The following is an 18,436-nucleotide window of genomic DNA, read 5'->3' on the forward strand; positions in this document are numbered from 1 at the left end:
ATATTTGACTTTAATATTTGTATTTTCGCGTCATAATGGGGGAAACGGTAAATACAGATCGGAATTATACCATTAGGTATTAAATATAATCTTACTTTTGTAGGAGTTTGTATAAAGTTTAAACAGACTCAAAGAGTTAATCAGCGCTGTTAAGGCGATGATGAATCATTAATTTATATATGCATATGTTAAAAAGAGTTGTTATCACAGGGATTGGGGCATTAACCCCTCTAGGAAATGATGTAAATACTTTCTGGAGCAATACCATAGCTGGAAAAAGCGGAGCTGCAAAGATTACCCGCTTTGATGCCTCCCTCTTCCGCACGCAATTTGCTTGTGAACTCAAGGATTATGACGTTACAAAATATTTAGACAGGTCAGACATTAAAAGAACAGACCGTTTTACACAATACGCTTTAGTGGCGTCTGATGAGGCAATCAAAGACTCTGGCTTTGAATTTGACAAAATGGACCCATTTGATGTGGGTGTGATCTGGGGGTCCGGACAAGGTGGAATGGATACTTTCGAGCAACAGTCTGCTGAGTTTGCACTGGGAAATGGTACACCACGTTATAGCCCTTTCTTTGTTCCAAAACTGATCGCTAACATGGCTTCAGGAATGATTTCTATCCGTAATGGCTACATGGGAATCAATTACACAACCGTTTCTGCTTGTGCAACCTCTAACACAGCAATTATGGATGCTTTTACTTATATCCGTTTGGGTAAAGCAAAAATCATTGTAACAGGTGGTTCAGAAGCGCCGATTTCTGCTTCTTCAGTTGGTGGATTTTGTGCAATGAAGGCGATGTCAGCACAAAACGACACGCCAGAAACAGCTTCAAAACCATTTGACATTAAACGTGATGGTTTTGTGATGGGTGAAGGTGCAGGCGCACTGGTTCTGGAAGAATATGAGCACGCAGTAAAACGTGGTGCAACTATTTATGGAGAAATTGGTGGCGCTGCGATGACTGCTGACGCTTACCATATGACTGCAACCCATCCTGAAGGTTTAGGTGCTTCTCATGCGATGAAATTAGCCCTTACAGAAGCTGGTTTAACGATCCATGATATTAACTACTTAAACACCCACGCTACTTCAACCCCGGTTGGTGACCTTTCTGAAACTAAGGCTGTAAGTAATCTATTGGGCACAGGTAAAAATGACTTGTTCATTAGTGCAACAAAATCTATGACCGGACACTTATTAGGTGCAGCCGGAGCTATTGAAGCAATTATCTGTTTATTATCGATGCGCGACAGCATTATTCCACCAACGATCAATACAGACGAACTTGATCCTGCAATTCCATCAAACCTGAATATCGTTATTAAAGAAGCGATCTCTGCTAAAGTTACCTCAGCAATGAGTAATACTTTTGGTTTTGGTGGTCACAACGGAATCGTTGTGTTCAAATCGTTGTAAATAAAAATCATTTCAAGCCGGCATGTCATTAAAGCATGCCGGTTTTTTTATGTTTAAAAATGAAGGTTTTATACTTTTAGCTGAAGGATAACCTGCTCTACAGTAACCAGGATTTTATCCAGATTTGAAGAATGACCAGTAATTTTTGCGATCATAATTCCACCTTCAATTAATGCAATGATAGAATAAGCAATCCTGTCAACATCAGTACCTGCTTTAAATTCCCCAGCTTCCATTCCAGCAACAATCAGGTTACCGATATCTTTTTTCCAATCCGTTACTGCTTTGGCAGCTTTTGCTTTTAATAACGTATTCGTATCATCAGCCTCTACCGCTGTATTCAGGATCGGACATCCCCCTGTTGGAAAAGATGTTCCGCTGAAACTATGATAAACCTGTGCATAAACCATCAGTTTTTCCTGATAACTAACTGCCTTTTGCATCCGCTGCGTTATAGTTTTTCTGATCTTGGATAAATTATAGTCAAAAACCGAAAGGGCAACATCTTCCTTATTCTCAAAATTGCCATAAATACTTCCTTTGGTCAGGTGAGTGGCCTCCGTCAAATCTGACAATGAGGTCCCCGCATATCCTTTCGTATTAAATATACCCGCTGTGGTTTCAATAATAAACTGACGGGTACGCTCTGCTTTTGACAATACATTATCCATAAAACAAAAGTCCTGAAAATTTCTATCCCAAACCATAGCTTACGTAACAAATTATCAGAAGAATACTAAACAGCCTGTTATAATAATTGCATAGTAAAATTATTATACTAAATTTATTTTCGATAACCAATTATAAACCAACCTCCTGATAAAGGAAATGGATTACAGGCCATAGCCCTTTAATTCGAACCACTTAAACTATGAACTCATTAGGCATTTACGACTACGTCGTTTTCCTCGTTTACTTCCTCATCGTCGCCCTCTACGGCTGGACAGTTTACCGCAAAAAACAAGCACAAAAGGAAAATTCAAAAGATTTCTTCCTTGCAAAAGATTCCTTAACCTGGTGGGCCATTGGTGCCTCCCTTATTGCCTCCAACATTTCAGCAGAACAATTTATTGGAATGAGCGGATCTGGCTTTACTATGGGTCTGGCCATTGCCAGCTATGAATGGCTTGCTGCTGCTACGCTGATTATTGTTGCAATATTTTTTATTCCTGTCTATATCAAGAATAAAATTTATACCATGCCACAATTTCTGGGACAGCGGTACAATAGTACTGTAGCTATGATCATGGCTATTTTCTGGCTATTATTATATGTGGTCGTCAACCTGACTTCTATCCTTTACCTCGGCGCATTAGCCATTAACAGTATTTCGGGAATTAATATTACCGCCTGTATGTACGTACTCTCTGTTTTTGCTGTAATTATTACCCTCGGCGGGATGAAAGTAATCGGTTATACAGATGTTATCCAGGTATTCTTCCTGATTCTTGGTGGTCTGGCCACAACCTACCTTGCGCTTGAATTAGTCTCTACACATTTTGGAACCACTGGCGTATTTAATGGGCTGTCACTCATCAAAGAAAAAGCTGTCGATCACTTCCAGATGATCTTCCACAAAGAAGATGCACACTATATGGACTTGCCAGGTTTATCTGTATTGATAGGTGGAATGTGGATTGTTAACCTCAACTATTGGGGCTGTAACCAATATATTACACAAAGAGCATTAGGTGCTGATTTAAAAACCGCCCGCAGTGGATTATTATTTGCTGCATTCCTGAAATTACTGATGCCGGTCATCGTTGTTTTACCAGGTATTGCTGCTTATGTTTTGTATAAAGAAGGCTATGGAGATTTCCATAAAGCCATGTTAAAAGATGGCTCGTTAAATGCAGATTCAGCTTATCCTGTACTGCTTAACCTTTTACCGCAAGGACTAAAAGGATTATCTTTCGCAGCTTTAACAGCCGCCATTGTAGCTTCTCTTGCAGGAAAAGCAAACAGTATTGCGACCATATTTACCCTTGATGTTTACAAGAAAGTAATCAATAAAGACGCGGACGAGAATAAACAGGTTATCGTTGGCCGGATTACAGTTATTGTAGCCATGATCCTTGCGATCATTATTGCACCACAACTCGGAATTGATAAAAAAGGAGGATTCCAGTTTATACAAGAATATACTGGTTTTGTTTCCCCGGGTATTTTCGCCATGTTCTTATTGGGGTTCTTCTGGAAAAGAACAACGTCAAATGCAGCATTATTTGCGACTATCGGTGGTTTCATCCTGTCCGTTGTATTTAAAGTCCTGCCATTATTTGCGAACCTGGAATGGTTAAGCCCTTATGGTTTCTCCAAATTAGTAGAACAGAAAAATGGTGCAATGCTATATGAAATCCCATTCATTGACCGCATGGGCTTTGTATTTGCAATTTGTGTAATTACCATGTTCATTATCAGTAAAATGGAAAACAGGAGCGGTATTAACCCTAAAGGGCTTGAGGTTGACAGATCTATGTTTAAAACCAATCAGAGTTTCGCTGTCGGATCATTGATCATAGGTGGAATTATTGTGGCCTTATACAGCATTTTCTGGTAAAACATTCCCTTTAAAATACCCACTGGTAAAATATCCCCCACAAAAAACAAAGCCCCTCAATCCTTTAAATAAATAAAAGGCTGAGGGGCTATTGCATCCATTTGTGTGTGTGGAATTTCATCTACCCAAAATTTCAAATTCCGTTTATTATCTACATTGGCAAGCAACAAAACACACCGATGAAGATCCCTTTGGCAACTACCATTACCCGATTCCGGAGTTCGAATCTAACCTATTAACTGTAAAACGTAAGCAAATCAGCAAACGCTACAGCACTTAAAAATTTATTTTAATCTTTTAGCAAATTCGCTTTAGTATACTCCCAATTCATCCTTGCGATATTCAATACAGAGATGCCCTGTGGACATTCCACCTCACAAGCTTCCGTATTACTGCAATGCCCAAAACCTTCTTCATCCATACGGGAAACCATTTTTAACACCCTTTTAGCGGCTTCTTTTTCTCCCTGCGGAATTTTAGCCAGATGAGAGATCTTTGCCGAAGTAAAAAGTGCAGCACTTGAATTTTTACAAGTCGCTACACAAGCACCACAACCTATACAAGCCGCAGAATCAAAAGCAGACTCCGCAGTTTCGTGCGTAATCAATAAAGTATTGGCCTCTGCTGGCTGACCAGTGTTAGCTGTGATAAACCCACCCGCCTGTATAATACGGTCAAAAGCAGAACGGTCAACTTTAAGATCCCGTTTTACCGGAAAAGCAGTTGCCCTGAAAGGTTCCACGTAAATTGTAGCACCATCTTCAAATTCCCGCATATGCAACTGACAAGCTGTTAAACCAGGAACCGGCCCATGTGCCTGCCCATTAATCATCATCCCGCAAGTTCCGCAGATTCCTTCCCGGCAATCATGATCAAATTCTACAGGCATTTCTCCCTTAAGGATCAACTGCTCGTTTAAAGTATCCATCATTTCCAGAAAAGACATGTGGTGATCCACCTGATCCAGCATATAATCTACCAGTTCTCCTTTAGTTTTTGCATCTTTCTGACGCCATATTTTAAGATGTATCTTCATGATTCCTAACTATAACTTCTTACTGATAATTTAATAAACTCGAATTTTAAGTGTTCAGGATGTAATAAGGGAAGATTATCTTTTCCCTTCCACTCCCAAGCAGACACATAACAATAATTTTCATCATCTCTTAATGCTTCTCCATCTGCAGTTTGATATTCTTCCCTGAAATGTGCCCCGCATGATTCTTCTCTGCTTAATGCATCATGGCACATCAGCGCTGCGATCTCCAGATAATCAGCCACCCGGCCTGCTTTTTCCAGTTCACTGTTAATTTCACCGGCAGTTCCCGGAACAATCAGATCGTTATAAAACTCTGTTCTCAGCACTTTAATCCCTTCAATTGCCGCATTCAACCCTTCCGCAGAGCGAGACAAACCACATTTATCGTATAATAACTTTCCTAATTTCTTATGGAAATAATCTGAAGTCTTTGTACCCTTAATCTCACAAAGCGCAGTCAGCTGAGCAACCACTTCTTTTTCAACCTGATCAAATTCAGGATGGCTGGTTGTTATCTTTTCTTTCTTCAATTCTCCTGATAAATAATTAGCCAGCGTATATGGAAGAATGAAATAACCATCTACACAAGCCTGTAACAAAGAATTTGCCCCCAATCTGTTTGCGCCATGATCAGCAAAATTAGCTTCTCCAATTGCAAATAAACCCGGAATAGTAGTCATCAGTTCATAGTCCACCCATAACCCGCCCATAGAAAAATGTGCAGCAGGAGAAATCTTCATTGGTGCGGCATAGGCATCATCGGCAGTTATCTTTTTATACATAGAAAACAGGTTTCCATACTTCTCTTTGATCTTATCTTTGCCCTGCTCCCTGATTGCTTTTGAAAAATCGAGATACACCGCATTCCGCTGTGCACCGACCCCAAACCCAGCATCAATTCTTTCTTTGGCTGCCCTGGAAGAAATATCTCTTGGCGCCAGATTACCAAATGAAGGATAACGTCTTTCCAGATAATAATCTCTTTCCTGTTCAGGAATATCATTGGCAGCCCGCTGTTCATCGGGTAATTTAGGCACCCAGATTCTTCCGTCATTCCGCAATGATTCTGACATCAGCGTTAACTTTGACTGGTAATCGCCCGATTGAGGTAAACTCGTCGGATGAATCTGTGTCCAGCTTGGGCAAGCCATCAATGCTCCTCTTTTGTGTGCCCGCCAGATAGCCGAACCATTACAGCCCATAGCCAGGGTAGACAAATAATAAATTTTACCAAACCCACCTGTCGCAATCACTACCGCCTCAGCAGCAAAGCGCTCTATTAGTCCGCTATCCAGATTACGTGCAATAATTCCTTTGGCTTTTCCTTCTACCACTACCAGATCCAGCATTTCGTGCCTGCTGTATAAAGTAACCTTTCCGAGAGAAACCTGTCTCATTAAGGCCTGATAAGCACCTAACAACAACTGCTGACCAGTTTGTCCACGTGCATAAAAAGTACGGCTCACCTGTACCCCGCCAAAAGAACGGTTACTCAAATAACCACCATATTCTCTCGCAAATGGTACACCCTGTGCTACCGCCTGATCAATCAGGTTTAAAGAGCATTCTGCTAAACGGTATACATTAGCTTCACGTGCCCTGAAATCTCCGCCTTTCAGCGTATCATAAAACATTCTGTAAACAGAATCTCCGTCATTCTGATAATTTTTAGCGGCATTGACACCACCCTGAGCAGCAACCGAATGCGCTCTTCTGGCAGAATCCTGGAAACAAAAAGAAGTGACAGGGTAGCCTTGTTCGGCTAAAGAAGCAGCGGCCGATGCCCCCGCAAGCCCAGTTCCAACTACAATAACAGGCAATTTTTTACGGTTTGCAGGATTGACCAGTTTCGCCTGCGCTTTATACTGACTCCATTTAGTTTCTAATGGCCCAGCTGGTATTTTAGCATCTAATTCCATAATCCGAATTGAGTAAGGTGAACATAAACCGGGATAACCGCAAAACCTATGGTAATTGCATAACTGTAGACCGTACCAAATATTTGTACCATTGCAGCATATCCAGGATGGTATAAGCCCAGTGTTCTGACTGCACTTTTAAAACCATGTAAAAGATGAAAACCTAAGGCAAACATCGACAACACATAAAGTAACACGTACCACCAGGATTTAAATGCGTGCACAACCACTACATATAAATCCTTATTTCCATTTTTATCAAAAGGTACTGTCCCGAATTTATAGACATACCAGAAATCTTTAAAATGGATCACCAGGAAAATCAAGAGTATAGTACCTAATATCCCCATATTTCTGGAATACCACTTACTCACTTTCTTCCGGTTATCATAAGCATATTTAGCCGCCGTTTGTTTATTTCTTACCGTGATGATTAATGCATCCACTGCATGTGCAATCAGTGAAAAATACAATATATATGAAATCACTTTGATAAATATATTGCCCGATAAAAGGTTCGAATAGTAATTAAAACTCTCCCCAGCACGGTCTGCCGGCAATAATAACTGCAAATTTCCCAATAAATGGATCACCAGGAAAAAACAAAGGAACAGTCCGGTCAGGGCCATCAGGTTTTTTTGTGACAAAGTGCTTTTAAGAAAGGTTATCTTCATGTCTTTTTATTTAATAAACTCCGGTGACTTTCCACCATAAACCACCTAATCCCATCCAGATTGCCAATAATGCAATTCCGACGATCAATCCCATAATCCACCATTGTTTAACATCCACGTACCCACTTCCAAAATATACCGGAGCAGGGCCATGTGCATAATGTGTAATCGTACCAAACAATGAGCCTGTAAAACCTAGCATCAGTGCCAGTAACAATGGAGGGACCCCCATAGCAATACCTACTGCTAATAAGGCGGCGTACATTGCGGCTACATGTGCAGTCGCGCTGGCAAACAGGTAATGGCTTAGAAAATAAACGACTATTATAATTGGGAAAGCCAATGTCCAGGACATTCCTAAAAGTAAAGTCTGTATTAAATGTCCAAACCATGGAATAAAACCAAGTTCGTTGAGTGATCCCGCCATCATCACCAGCGTGGCAAACCAAACAATAGTATCCCAGGCACCTTTTTCAGCTTTAACATCTTCCCAGGTCAATACCTGAGTAAGTAATAAGATAGAAAGTCCGATAAATGCAGTCGTTGTCGCATCAATTTTAAACAGATCTCCGGTTACCCAGAGTACCAGTAAGATTACGAATGCCAACAGCATCAGCCATTCATTTTTTGTGATCTTACCCATCTCTTTCAACTTTGCTACAGCCATTGCTGGTGCTTCTGTTGTTTTTTTCAACTCAGGAGGAAAAATCTTATACAATAAAAAAGGTATGATAATTACGGAAGCCAGTCCAGGAACAATTGCCGCCCAGAACCACGACATCCAGCTAATATGGATGCCCATATCTGCTGCAAATTTCTGACACATCGGGTTACTCGCAGTTCCGGTCAGGAACATAGCAGAAGCAATCAGATTCATATAATAACTATTCAAAGTAAGATATGCACCTACTTTACGGTGTGTTTCTGCTTTATCGGGCATAGAACCCAGGCTCATCGCCATAGATTTCATAATCGGATAGATAATCCCTCCTCCTCTGGCTGTATTACTTGGAATAGCCGGAGCAAGTATTAAATCGGCAGCCCCCAGACTATAAGCTAAACCCAAAGAACTTTTACCAAATAATTTGATAAAAATATAAGCTATCCTGCTTCCTAAACCTGTTTTGATAAAGCCACGAGCGATAAAAAAACTAATCCCGATCAGCCAGATTACTTTATCACCGAAACTTCTTAAGGCCAGTGTAATGGATTTCCCAGGATTGCCCGGTGCAAGGACACCAGTCATTGCAACCATCGCGATAGCCATCATACAAAGCGTACCCATACTTGCTGCTTTGAGGATAATCCCCACAATTGTAGCCAGAAAGATCGCCAGTAAATGCCACGCTTCAGGTTTAACACCTTCTGGCGCTGGAATAAACCAGATTGCAAGTCCGAATACAACGGTAATCAGCAAGGGGATAGGTTGAATTTCTTTTTTTGGAGGCGCTGCCGCCGCTGTGGTAGATGTAGATTTCATGATCGTATTTTAACTTATAGTCTTGATTGGACTTGTACAATAAACATTTCATTATTGTATTGTGTGGTTCCGGGAACATTCCTTTTATACCGGTCAATATTAACTCCAAACTGGATACGCGCACTGTAAGCCTTTAAGAACTCCGCACTAACCATAGGCGTCCAGGTTTGTCTTGGATTATTAGCAGCATGTTTAAAATCGTTGTCAAAATTCTCATACCGGCAAGAGAATTCCAGAGAACTTAAACGGTGATAATTGATCGCATACCTTAGATTGGGTAGAACATACAGACCTCGCATCTGGTAATTGCTCACTCCACCAACACGTTTAGCAGAATCCAGTCCATAATAATAGGTGTGGTTATTTCCCTGCTTAAATTCTGTTTCTATCTCTAATGACCACTTTTTACCCAAGGGAACAACACCAGATAAATCTACGCCCGAAGCGTATACGTTACTTCCTAAAACGGTTGCCAGCCCACCATTCAATCCTAATTTAATTTTCAGGCTTTTTTGCAAGCCTAATTCTACACGGGTAGAAAAGTGTTTTCCATTGTCATTATCCATGAGTTGATTCCTGTTATTTCCATTGACTACAGAAACTTCATATTTGACAGGAATTTCTCCATGGGTTGCACCGTAAATACTGGCTCCAATTTGGAAACTTTGCCAGCCATTATTCCCGAAAGCGGTATATTGATTAGAATAATCCATTGATTTAATCACATCAACAGGATACATATCCTCCAGACCGAAAGCAGGCCTGAATTGCCCCATCTTCAGATTTATAAAATTATCAAGCCTGTAGGTGATATAAGCATTCTCTAATACTTTATTTTTGGGGTCAGTTTTAAAATCTGCCAGGTTAAGCAATAACACCACATCTGTACGATCAGATATTTTCGAAGTGAACTGCAGCCTTGCCCGCTTAATATCAAAATCATTATAAACTGCTTTACCATCAGGGTGATGCAGACCATTTAAATCGATATTTTTATTGCCGCTGAAAAGATACCGGGCCTGAAATAGCCCGCGCATGGTAATTTTTCCTTTAGCTGTGGAATCTTGTTTCACAGGCTCCTGTGCCCGGATTTGTAAAACGCCAGTAAAGGAGAGTACCAGTATTAGTAAGAATTTATTCATATCAATTTAATTATCAGCTAAAAAAACCTGTGGTGATTTATTAAGCATATATAAAGATCCGGGTAAATGATGCGCTAGTGCATGTCTGTTATCATCACAAAATATGATCTTCATCAACAAAATTTAGTTCTTATAGTAATTATTAAATAAGACGTAAAATAGTTTAAAATAAATAACTGAGTAGAATTAGCGAATTTAGGTTTCTAATATTTATTACTATGAATATAATAAATTCATTCTTTAAAATAAGGCTTCTATGAACATTCTAGCCATTCACACTGCCTAAACGCCTAATTTTGAACGATTAAAAATAAATGAGGCGAATGACAAAACAGAGTTTACTTATACTATTCTTATTTTCCTGAAAATTATCATCATCAAAGCTGCTGTGTTCACTACAACTTAACAAGATTAAAAAGCTGGATTAAAGCATGACTAAATCGCTAAATTTATTTAGAATCATTACAAGCATCACTAGGAATCTTAAATTAATATCATTTACTTTGTGATCTTTATCTTAATTCATTCTAAATAAATGGCATGAAGGTTTTTGACCTTCCCGATTTACAATTAGGCTTCGGTTATGACTTTAAAAAAGATCAATGCATGGTTACATTTATGGCTGGGACTTGCTTCAGGCCTGATTGTATTTATTGTAAGTATTACAGGATGTATTTATGTTTTTGAAAAAGAAATAAGAAGCTTCTATCAGCCATGGCAGTTTGTACAGCCTCAGGAAAAGTCTTTCCTGTTACCTACTCAGTTAATCGATTATGCAAAACCAGAATTAGGGAAGTTAAAACCTACTTCTATCAATTACGGACAGAAAAATGAAGCAGCTACTGTTAATTCTCTAAACCGTAAAAAAGGAACAAGCCTGGTTATTTATATGAACCCTTACACTGCTGAGATCATTCACATTGACCGCAAGAGCAAAAGAAGCAATGCCGATTTTTTCAGGTTTATTCTGAACGGCCACCGTACGCTCTGGATGGGAAAAACAGGTTCCAAGATAATCGGAGTTGGTGTATTGATCTTTGTATTTTTACTAATTTCCGGGATTGTTTTGTGGTGGCCTAAAAAGTGGATTAAATCAATCCGCGATCAAAGCTTTAAAATTAAATGGAGTGGCAGCTTTAAACGCGTTAACTATGACCTGCATAAAGTTGCAGGATTTTACGTCTTTCTTGTCTTACTGCTGATTTCATTAACAGGTCTTGTTTACAGTTATAAATGGTATAGCAAATCTTTATACTGGGTAACTTCAGGAGGAAAGTCTTTAGAAGCTAAGCCAAGACCTTTATCAGATACGACTACAAATGCTGTCTTTCAGGCAAAAAATATTGATAAAATTTACAGTAAACTAGCTACGACAAGTCAGGCAGCAGGGATGTTTATCACACTCCCTGCAAAAGCATCTGATGCCATCGGCTTCATTGTTTATTTAAAAGCAGGAACACTTTATAAAGCAGACAGGTATGCTTTCGATCAATATACGATGAAACAATTTGCAGGCAACTCTCCCCTGCTGGGAAAATACGAGGATGCGAGTATTCCCGATAAAATCAGGAGAATGAACTATGACCTGCACGTAGGCTCGGTAATGGGCCTTCCAACAAAGATCATAGCCTTTTTAGCCAGTCTGATCTCTGCAAGTCTGCCAATTACCGGATTTTTAGTTTGGTACGGCAGGAAATTCAAAAAGAAAAAAGGGAAGAAACCATTGGTTCAGGAAAAAATGGTCCTGAAGAAGAAAACTGCTCCATGGGAGCTTAAAAAGGTACGTACTGCAGCTATGCAGGAACCTGTCATTTAGTTTAACTAAATCATTAAATATTTCTAAGATTACTTAAGATACTCCTGCTGTTCCGGCTGGGTACTGGTGTAGTACTGGTATAGGTTGAAGTAGGGTTGAACTAGCCTTGAAGTACCATTGAAGTAGCTCAGGCTACTTCAATCCTTCTTCAACCCTACTTCAATACTAGTTTAATGTATACCACAACCCCTGCAGTACCCAGCCAGAACCCCTGCAAAACCTCTGTTATATCTGCTATCAAAACGAGACCAGAATCACCTGCTTATCATGGCCTCCACCCTCTTTTCCATGAGCATTCAATTTACTTATTATTTATTTTAATTTTCCTTCAAATATACTTTGCAACTATGTTGCAAATAACTATCTTAGCATTGTTGCAACCGGGGATAAGCCAAAAACCCGTTATCACAGTAGGCATTATACTTAATGAATTTTGATGAACCATTGTGGCTCGTCCAGGATGTTTCATGAACATTAAAACAAATTATAATCTTATGAAAAATCAATCAGAAAAAATCAAGTTAAATCTTGAAGATCTTCAATTGGAAAGTTTTGTAACAAGTATTGACAGTGAAGTTGCAATGCGTTTATCAGGCGGTTTGGGTAATGTATCAGAACCAACGCATACTGAGCCAACAGATGACCACCATACACCTGCCATTAAGTGTACTACAGTTATTTGCTAGTTTAGCTTACTTTATTACCAATAGTTTAAAAAAGAGGGCCGGCTTCCGGTCCTCTTTTTATACTTCTTCTTTTAAGCCGATCATTCCACTAATGATCAGTGATCTCATTTGTAATAAAATTCTCTCCTGCAATACGGTAGTTTCCAGCTTGAGCTTCGCATTTCCCGAAAAGTTTTTTAAGATTAAGCTGATCAGCTCTCGTCCGCTTAAAGCCCTTTCAGCAAGACCACTCAGCATCAACGTACTCAACTGACCTATGTAGACAGTTTTTACTCCATATTCTTCAGACATAAATAATGCGGCCTGATAAGTTTGCAGTAATCCCATCACTTCTTTAAGTTTGGCACTCAGCGGATAAAAACCGACATGGTCATTTAATTTGAAAGATAAGTTGCACAATTCTTCAGCAGTCGCTAAAGACAATTGCTTCGCCTGAGCCTGCATAAATTCATTTTTCTTTTTATAACATAAATAACCCTTATGTAACTTCCACCTGATTGCCAGCTGATGTTCAAAATCAAACACTGCTGTAATTCCTGACTCTTCAAGTGCTGGTAAACCACTTATTTTTTGATAAAGCCATTCCTCAAACCCATTAAAATCTTCAGCTGGCATTTTAAGCATAAAACCCGGCGAAAGCTGTTCCAAAAGATAAATTGTTTTGGCATAATAGGCAGAGAAAATCCGCTGCTTAACCGCAGACTGACTATAGCTGGCTACAACTGGCGGCAGTTTTTTGTTCGGAGGCAAAACGGGGTAGACAACGTTATCCATTTCTTTATTCAACAATTGCAACAAGATATAACCGATCCCCGATTTGCCAGATAGCAACCCATAATCAAACTGATTGGCAGAGACATAAGTATTATAACTCCGCTTGCGTGCATATTGAACACCAGCCTGATCGACTACTGATAAAATTAATTCGGTATAACTCTTCTGCAACAGGCCGGCAAACCTGGATAAAAAGGGTAGCATTCCCATATACCCGCTGCAAAGCGTAAAATCTGTGCGGTGCATCTTTTCAAGATCCTTCAAACACCTTTTCATCACCAACTGACACTGCTGGAAGTAAATTTCCTTGCCCGTCAGCTCATAAGCCATTAATCTGGCAAGCCCAATTCCACCAGCACCATGTGCCCAGGAATTTACCTTATTCATTTCTGGCCTAAACACATTCAGATCCCAACGGTGTGCATCCGGCAAACTCAGCCTGAATTTACCCAACCTCAGGTCCAGCCAATTTCCAGAACCAGGATCAAAATATTGCATTTCATAAGCCAGTGCCTGTTCAGCAAGATAAATTAAGCCATCATGCTTAAAATAATTACCCACCTGCATTAAAACACAGGCAATCCCTGATGCTCCATGAGAGAATCCAGCCAGACTATCAAAAGAAGACTTCGATTGGTTATAATCCCATTTCAGCCCCGTTTCGGAAATCCTTGCCTCGTTGATAATCCGATCAATCAGCTGATGAATAATTACCAGCAGATTTTTAGCCGGTAAATGATGATAAAGTAAAGTAATCACTAGTAAACTACCACAATACCCGCTTAACAAGTCAGCTTTAGCTGTATTATTGACAATATTTTCCTGATTATCCAGCAATAAACGTGAGGCACGACGCAGATATTTCTCGTCATTATTATGCGCGTAAAGTTTAATACAAACATAAATCACTCCTGTTATCCCGGTATAAAAACCAAAAGAACGTGGCTTTAACACCGCTTCCTCCTTGAGCACTTTACGCATAATATCTTCCGCCATTTTTAGTTCTTCCAACTGACCAGAAAGCTCAAAAAGGCCGATATAAAATAAAGCAATACCACTATTTCCATTAAAAAGATCAACCGTTGTCTGAAAAGAAAACTTATCAATAGTCTCATAAAAAGGACTCAGCCAGTATACCCCAGTTTCATCTTTTCTGGAGGAAGCCAGTAAATCACTTTTGAGCTGTGCTAATTGCTTTTGAATTCTTTGAGTTTGCAGTTGGGTAAATAGAGGCATGTATTTTTGAATTAAGAATTGGCTATAAAATCAAGACATTGGAGCGTACAATACATTCCATAGGCTTCTTCATGATTACTTATCCCCAGGCGATTGTTATTCATATGCATCAGACTTGTCATGATTTCAGTGAATTTGGTTTCCTTAAAATCTGCCTGCTGATAATTTCGCAGGATCAGGATATTTGTTTTTAGCAAATCCTGGACTTTTTGATTTGCCGTCCCGGCAGTCAGTTCTTCCCAAAAGACTTTTGAGGCAGGTAAAATAACCGCTTTTGTCCGGTTAAACGAAGTTTCAAATTCTTTTAACCAAAATATTTTCTGAGCTGCCATATCCGCTCCCGAAATATACAAACGAGGTAGCCATCCATCGATAAAAAAGTCGCAAACTGTAATTAGCCTGGAAATTTCCCAACCAGTGGCCAGCAATAAAATCAGGTGTAACCGCAAAGCTTGTATTAAAGCAGAAGTTCCAGGTTTTTTGGTGCAGATCCAGTCCAGAATAAAAGTTGATGACTTAAAAAAATGCTGTTCGGCCCATGCCAAACTCTGCTGATTTCCATAACGTATTATTTCAGGTTCATAAATGGAAAACTGTATAACGTGGTCAGCAATTAAATTCTGACCAACTGACTGATTAATATCCTTATTAACAGAATCTTTTAATTTCCTGACAGCCGGGTACTGACTAAAAAAAACCTTCGCTCTTTGTTCCAATACTTTAGCCAAAACCTTGTGCAAAGAGTGCTCAACATTGATCCTAAGCCTGATATGATTTCCATTTTCCCAGTAACGAATAAAGAAGTATTGCGCATCCGTCTGCTCATCAGGGAAGAATTCCCGGATAAATGGCGCCACTAATTCCCGCAACACCAAATCCAGCGCCCCGGGATAAAACAAGTAAACGGCAAACCATTTATCCTGAACAGCTTCATTTTCACTTTCCATCGCTAATATTTATACCATTGCAGCAAATATTCCTTAACAGGCTCAACATGGCCTGCTTGATCTGAAGCATTAGCCAAAGGAAGCATTTCTTCCAGGATCACATGAGTCCCTGCCCTGGCCATTAAACGCTTAAACATTTCAACCAATAAAGGCTGTTCAAAAGAAATAAACTGAGGTTTATAATCATCACCAAGCCCTTCCTTTTTGCCATTCGGCTGAGTAGTTGGTTTAATGACAAAAGACCTTTTTCTCAGAAATAGAAAGAACGTTACAGGGATTCCATGCTGACCCCTCCAGGTATTGATCCGGATAAAATAAGCATAAGCAGTTTCTGCGGGCTGCTGCACAGGTATCGATTCTGTTTTTACACGCCAGGTCCTTCTTCTGAGAATAACTGAATTTTCGTAGGTAATTCTTGGTAAAGACTCTATTTCCTGTTGCTGCTCCTCAATATCCAGATAACAAGCATCCACAAGATTAATGAATGGCTGTAAAGAAAGCTTGGTGTCCCGGTTAAAATGAGCCAGGAGCTGGTACAAGTTGGAACGGTTATAAAAGGATTCCAGACATAAATCATAGGTAAAAACCTGCTCCTGCTTATAGTTTAGTTTTAAAGCATTTGTCTGCTGTTCAAAACTTACCGTTAACTCATCTACCTGGAGTTGTTGTTTTTCCGGATAACTTTTATTTCCACCGGGCAGCGCAAGTTCGCGGGTAAGTAAAGAAGGATGAATATTCGCATTAAAACTTGAAGCATCATTGAGCTCTACTTTAAGCACTTCAGGATGAAGCTGTGCATTATATTTGATAAAATCTGTAGTTATATCAGGCGTAAACAAAGGCAAAAACCGGCCACTTACCTTTCCCATTCCCGGCAGCACAGTATTGATTACCCCAAAAACACAGTCCTGATTTTCGGCCTCCCGCCGTAATTTCCCTTTATAAAACTGAACGAAAAGCCCCCTTGAATACTGAGCTGCAGCAACAGGAGACACTTTTAATAAGGGTTCAGGAAAAAAATCATTCCCCAAATTCAGGATATTTGGTTTATGCTGGGTAATCAAGGTTAATTTCTCACTGATCGTTTTCTCCCAGTCACCAGGATCTGGTATAACCGTCCCTGGTTTTGATGCTTTCTCCTTTTCAGGTTTTTTAACATAAAAATAATAAGCCTGATAAAAATCAATTACTTTGACCTGCGCCTGAGCAGGATAATGTTCCAGAAAGAAACTGTTCATTTTTTCACGCTCAGTTTTCAGTAAATCAAGTGGAAGCAAGTGATTTAAAAGCTGATCGGCCTTTGCCGTAAAATCCTTCAGACAGCGATCTTCCAAAATTTCCGCCTCAGGCGTATAACAATCTTCATAAAATAACTGCCTGCCAGAGAAATGATGTGGTATAAAATTCTGAGTTTCAAAAAAACCGTTGACTGGGTTGGTTTTAGCCTGATCATCTACTTTTTTTGTCGTATCCCTGCTCAACGGCAAACCTGCCTCGGTCTGTAATTTCTGAAAGACAGCTGCTACAGTTTTTTCTGCATAAGCCAGAATCAATTTGCGTTTTGCAGTATCTCCCTTCGCATAAGCCAGTTGGTATTGCTGTAACTGCTTAAACAAATAAATGATTTGAAAAACAGCTGGTTCACTACTCTCCAGTTTGGTAAAGAATTTCATTAATTTATGGTTCCATTGCGGATCAATCCCCGAAGTTTCCATGCTGACTTCCAGTAACCCCGCAGCAACCAGTTTAAGAAGATAGTTTTTAATTGACGTATAATTGGCTTCCTCTACAGCAAAAGCCATATGATTTGCCAATTCTTTAATATTTACTGACTCTTGAGCTTCTTTAAAATAGTTAAAAACCAGGAATTGTAAACCTGAAGCCGGTAATAGCTGAAAAGATTCAATATTATTAAAATTAACCAGAAATTGGATTTTATCGGCCTTGATAGTAGCCGTTTTATTAAGTTTTACAGTCAGCAATTCATTCACCCCAGGATGATGAATCAGAATAGATTTCAGGTATTCAAATAATGCATTGTTAAGCCGGAGACTATTTTTAACAGTTTTTGCCAGGGGCGAAGGAATTGCAATCTCCTCATTGGCTAACTGCATAATTCCAGTATAGGTAAAAGTACTGAATGGCGAAGTCTTAAAACACATCCTGGTTAAGTAGCGCAGCAGACTGAACTCTATTCGCAATTCTTTTTGCCGGAAGGAAGCCGGCTCTTTTTGTAAATAGCCGGGTAGCTGCTCCAATAAAACAGGACTTGATAAAAGTAGTCCGTTTTGCAAATTAGTATCCATAGCCAGTTCCTGAAGTTTCCTGCTCTGGTCAATCATCAACTGCTGATAATTCAAAGTATTGGTTTGATGGAAAGTCTCCATATTCTGGCTCACCTGCATATAGTTTTGAAAATCCAGCGTCAAGTCTGCTGGAAATATTTCCAGCAATTCTTCCAGCTTTTGAGGATTTACTTTTTTGTCATTAAAAACCTGCCTTTTAAGGTTTATCAACTGCTGTCTGAGTACATCATCGGTTTGAAGCGTAATCAGCTCAAATAGTCCATCACAGATCAATGCTTTAAGCCTTGTTTTTGCAGCTTTCATCTGGTGATCTTTTTGCAGTATTCCCTTTGATCCTTTCAGTTTAAACGAATCAAAAACCTGATAATTCATTCCTGCATATCTTACTAAAGAGTGTGGAAATATCTCAATGCTCATGTATTAGTTG

13 protein-coding genes are annotated in these 18,436 nt (G+C 39.5%); 4 read left to right on the forward strand and 9 right to left on the reverse strand.

Annotated elements, in window-relative coordinates:
* Positions 1 to 185 precede the first annotated feature (185 nt).
* A complete protein-coding gene (gene fabF, locus ABIB30_RS14260) occupies positions 186 to 1,430 on the forward strand; it encodes a beta-ketoacyl-ACP synthase II (RefSeq protein ID WP_084359458.1) in 1,245 nt (414 codons plus the stop codon).
* Positions 1,431 to 1,498: 68 nt separating this feature from the next.
* Here fabF and ABIB30_RS14265 read toward each other — a convergent pair whose 3' ends face one another.
* Positions 1,499 to 2,101, reverse strand: a complete 603-nt coding sequence (locus tag ABIB30_RS14265; RefSeq protein ID WP_354303086.1) for a TetR/AcrR family transcriptional regulator — start codon at positions 2,099 to 2,101, stop codon at positions 1,499 to 1,501.
* A 200-nt stretch (positions 2,102 to 2,301) separates the two neighbouring features.
* Here ABIB30_RS14265 and ABIB30_RS14270 point away from each other — a divergent pair, with 200 nt between their 5' ends.
* Positions 2,302 to 3,990 carry a sodium:solute symporter family transporter gene (locus ABIB30_RS14270; protein WP_354303088.1) on the forward strand — a complete coding sequence of 563 codons (1,689 nt, stop codon included), beginning with the start codon at positions 2,302 to 2,304 and terminating at the stop codon, positions 3,988 to 3,990.
* Between the two features lie 289 nt (positions 3,991 to 4,279).
* Here ABIB30_RS14270 and ABIB30_RS14275 read toward each other — a convergent pair whose 3' ends face one another.
* From ABIB30_RS14275 to ABIB30_RS14295, 5 genes are read right to left on the reverse strand one after another with little or no spacing between them, the layout of a single operon-like run.
* The gene (locus ABIB30_RS14275) at positions 4,280 to 5,026 is read right to left on the reverse strand and encodes a succinate dehydrogenase/fumarate reductase iron-sulfur subunit (RefSeq protein WP_354303090.1); all 747 of its coding nucleotides are present in this window, start codon (positions 5,024 to 5,026) and stop codon (positions 4,280 to 4,282) included.
* A 5-nt stretch (positions 5,027 to 5,031) separates the two neighbouring features.
* Entirely contained in the window at positions 5,032 to 6,948 is a 1,917-nt protein-coding gene (locus ABIB30_RS14280; protein WP_354303092.1) for a fumarate reductase/succinate dehydrogenase flavoprotein subunit, read from the reverse strand.
* A complete protein-coding gene (locus tag ABIB30_RS14285) occupies positions 6,939 to 7,622 on the reverse strand; it encodes a succinate dehydrogenase cytochrome b subunit (protein WP_354303094.1) in 684 nt (227 codons plus the stop codon). Before ABIB30_RS14285 ends, ABIB30_RS14280 begins: the two co-directional genes overlap by 10 nt.
* A 10-nt stretch (positions 7,623 to 7,632) precedes the next feature.
* Positions 7,633 to 9,102 carry an anion permease gene (locus ABIB30_RS14290; RefSeq protein WP_354303096.1) on the reverse strand — a complete coding sequence of 490 codons (1,470 nt, stop codon included), beginning with the start codon at positions 9,100 to 9,102 and terminating at the stop codon, positions 7,633 to 7,635.
* A gap of 14 nt (positions 9,103 to 9,116) precedes the next feature.
* Positions 9,117 to 10,244 carry a porin gene (locus ABIB30_RS14295; protein WP_354303098.1) on the reverse strand — a complete coding sequence of 376 codons (1,128 nt, stop codon included), beginning with the start codon at positions 10,242 to 10,244 and terminating at the stop codon, positions 9,117 to 9,119.
* Between the two features lie 583 nt (positions 10,245 to 10,827).
* On the opposite strand from ABIB30_RS14295, the gene ABIB30_RS14300 reads away from it, so the two are divergent.
* Both ABIB30_RS14300 and ABIB30_RS14305 read left to right on the forward strand, forming a co-directional pair.
* Positions 10,828 to 12,060 (forward strand): PepSY-associated TM helix domain-containing protein, encoded by a 1,233-nt coding sequence (locus ABIB30_RS14300; RefSeq protein ID WP_354303100.1) that lies wholly within the window; start codon positions 10,828 to 10,830, stop codon positions 12,058 to 12,060.
* Positions 12,061 to 12,554: 494 nt separating this feature from the next.
* Complete coding sequence (locus tag ABIB30_RS14305) at positions 12,555 to 12,746, forward strand: pinensin family lanthipeptide (protein WP_041882676.1); 192 nt, start codon at positions 12,555 to 12,557, stop codon at positions 12,744 to 12,746.
* A gap of 57 nt (positions 12,747 to 12,803) precedes the next feature.
* On the opposite strand, the gene ABIB30_RS14310 is transcribed toward ABIB30_RS14305, so the two are convergent.
* From ABIB30_RS14310 to ABIB30_RS14320, 3 genes are read right to left on the reverse strand one after another with little or no spacing between them, the layout of a single operon-like run.
* Entirely contained in the window at positions 12,804 to 14,756 is a 1,953-nt protein-coding gene (locus ABIB30_RS14310) for a lanthionine synthetase LanC family protein (protein WP_354303102.1), read from the reverse strand.
* Positions 14,757 to 14,767: 11 nt separating this feature from the next.
* Positions 14,768 to 15,703: a thiopeptide-type bacteriocin biosynthesis protein gene (locus ABIB30_RS14315; protein ID WP_354303104.1), complete on the reverse strand. Its 936-nt coding sequence runs from the start codon at positions 15,701 to 15,703 to the stop codon at positions 14,768 to 14,770.
* Positions 15,704 to 15,705: 2 nt separating this feature from the next.
* On the reverse strand, positions 15,706 to 18,426 hold the full coding sequence (locus tag ABIB30_RS14320) for a lantibiotic dehydratase (RefSeq protein ID WP_354303106.1): 2,721 nt from the start codon (positions 18,424 to 18,426) through the stop codon (positions 15,706 to 15,708).
* Between the last annotated feature and the right edge of the window lie 10 nt (positions 18,427 to 18,436).

It is taken from the genome of Pedobacter sp. UYP1, assembly GCF_040547305.1.
In the GTDB taxonomy this organism is placed as follows: Bacteria; Bacteroidota; Bacteroidia; order Sphingobacteriales; family Sphingobacteriaceae; genus Pedobacter.

Bases quoted from the DNA above. Each gene is read 5' to 3' on its own strand.
- ABIB30_RS14285 (WP_354303094.1), bottom strand. From the start codon at position 7,622: ATGAAGATAACCTTTCTTAAAAGCACTTTGTCACAAAAAAACCTGATG.
- ABIB30_RS14280 (WP_354303092.1), bottom strand. From the start codon at position 6,948: ATGGAATTAGATGCTAAAATACCAGCTGGGCCATTAGAAACTAAATGG.
- ABIB30_RS14290 (WP_354303096.1), bottom strand. From the start codon at position 9,102: ATGAAATCTACATCTACCACAGCGGCGGCAGCGCCTCCAAAAAAAGAA.
- ABIB30_RS14265 (WP_354303086.1), bottom strand. From the start codon at position 2,101: ATGGATAATGTATTGTCAAAAGCAGAGCGTACCCGTCAGTTTATTATT.
- ABIB30_RS14295 (WP_354303098.1), bottom strand. From the start codon at position 10,244: ATGAATAAATTCTTACTAATACTGGTACTCTCCTTTACTGGCGTTTTA.
- ABIB30_RS14275 (WP_354303090.1), bottom strand. From the start codon at position 5,026: ATGAAGATACATCTTAAAATATGGCGTCAGAAAGATGCAAAAACTAAA.
- fabF (WP_084359458.1), top strand. From the start codon at position 186: ATGTTAAAAAGAGTTGTTATCACAGGGATTGGGGCATTAACCCCTCTA.
- ABIB30_RS14305 (WP_041882676.1), top strand. From the start codon at position 12,555: ATGAAAAATCAATCAGAAAAAATCAAGTTAAATCTTGAAGATCTTCAA.
- ABIB30_RS14300 (WP_354303100.1), top strand. From the start codon at position 10,828: ATGACTTTAAAAAAGATCAATGCATGGTTACATTTATGGCTGGGACTT.
- ABIB30_RS14315 (WP_354303104.1), bottom strand. From the start codon at position 15,703: ATGGAAAGTGAAAATGAAGCTGTTCAGGATAAATGGTTTGCCGTTTAC.
- ABIB30_RS14310 (WP_354303102.1), bottom strand. From the start codon at position 14,756: ATGCCTCTATTTACCCAACTGCAAACTCAAAGAATTCAAAAGCAATTA.
- ABIB30_RS14320 (WP_354303106.1), bottom strand. From the start codon at position 18,426: ATGAGCATTGAGATATTTCCACACTCTTTAGTAAGATATGCAGGAATG.
- ABIB30_RS14270 (WP_354303088.1), top strand. From the start codon at position 2,302: ATGAACTCATTAGGCATTTACGACTACGTCGTTTTCCTCGTTTACTTC.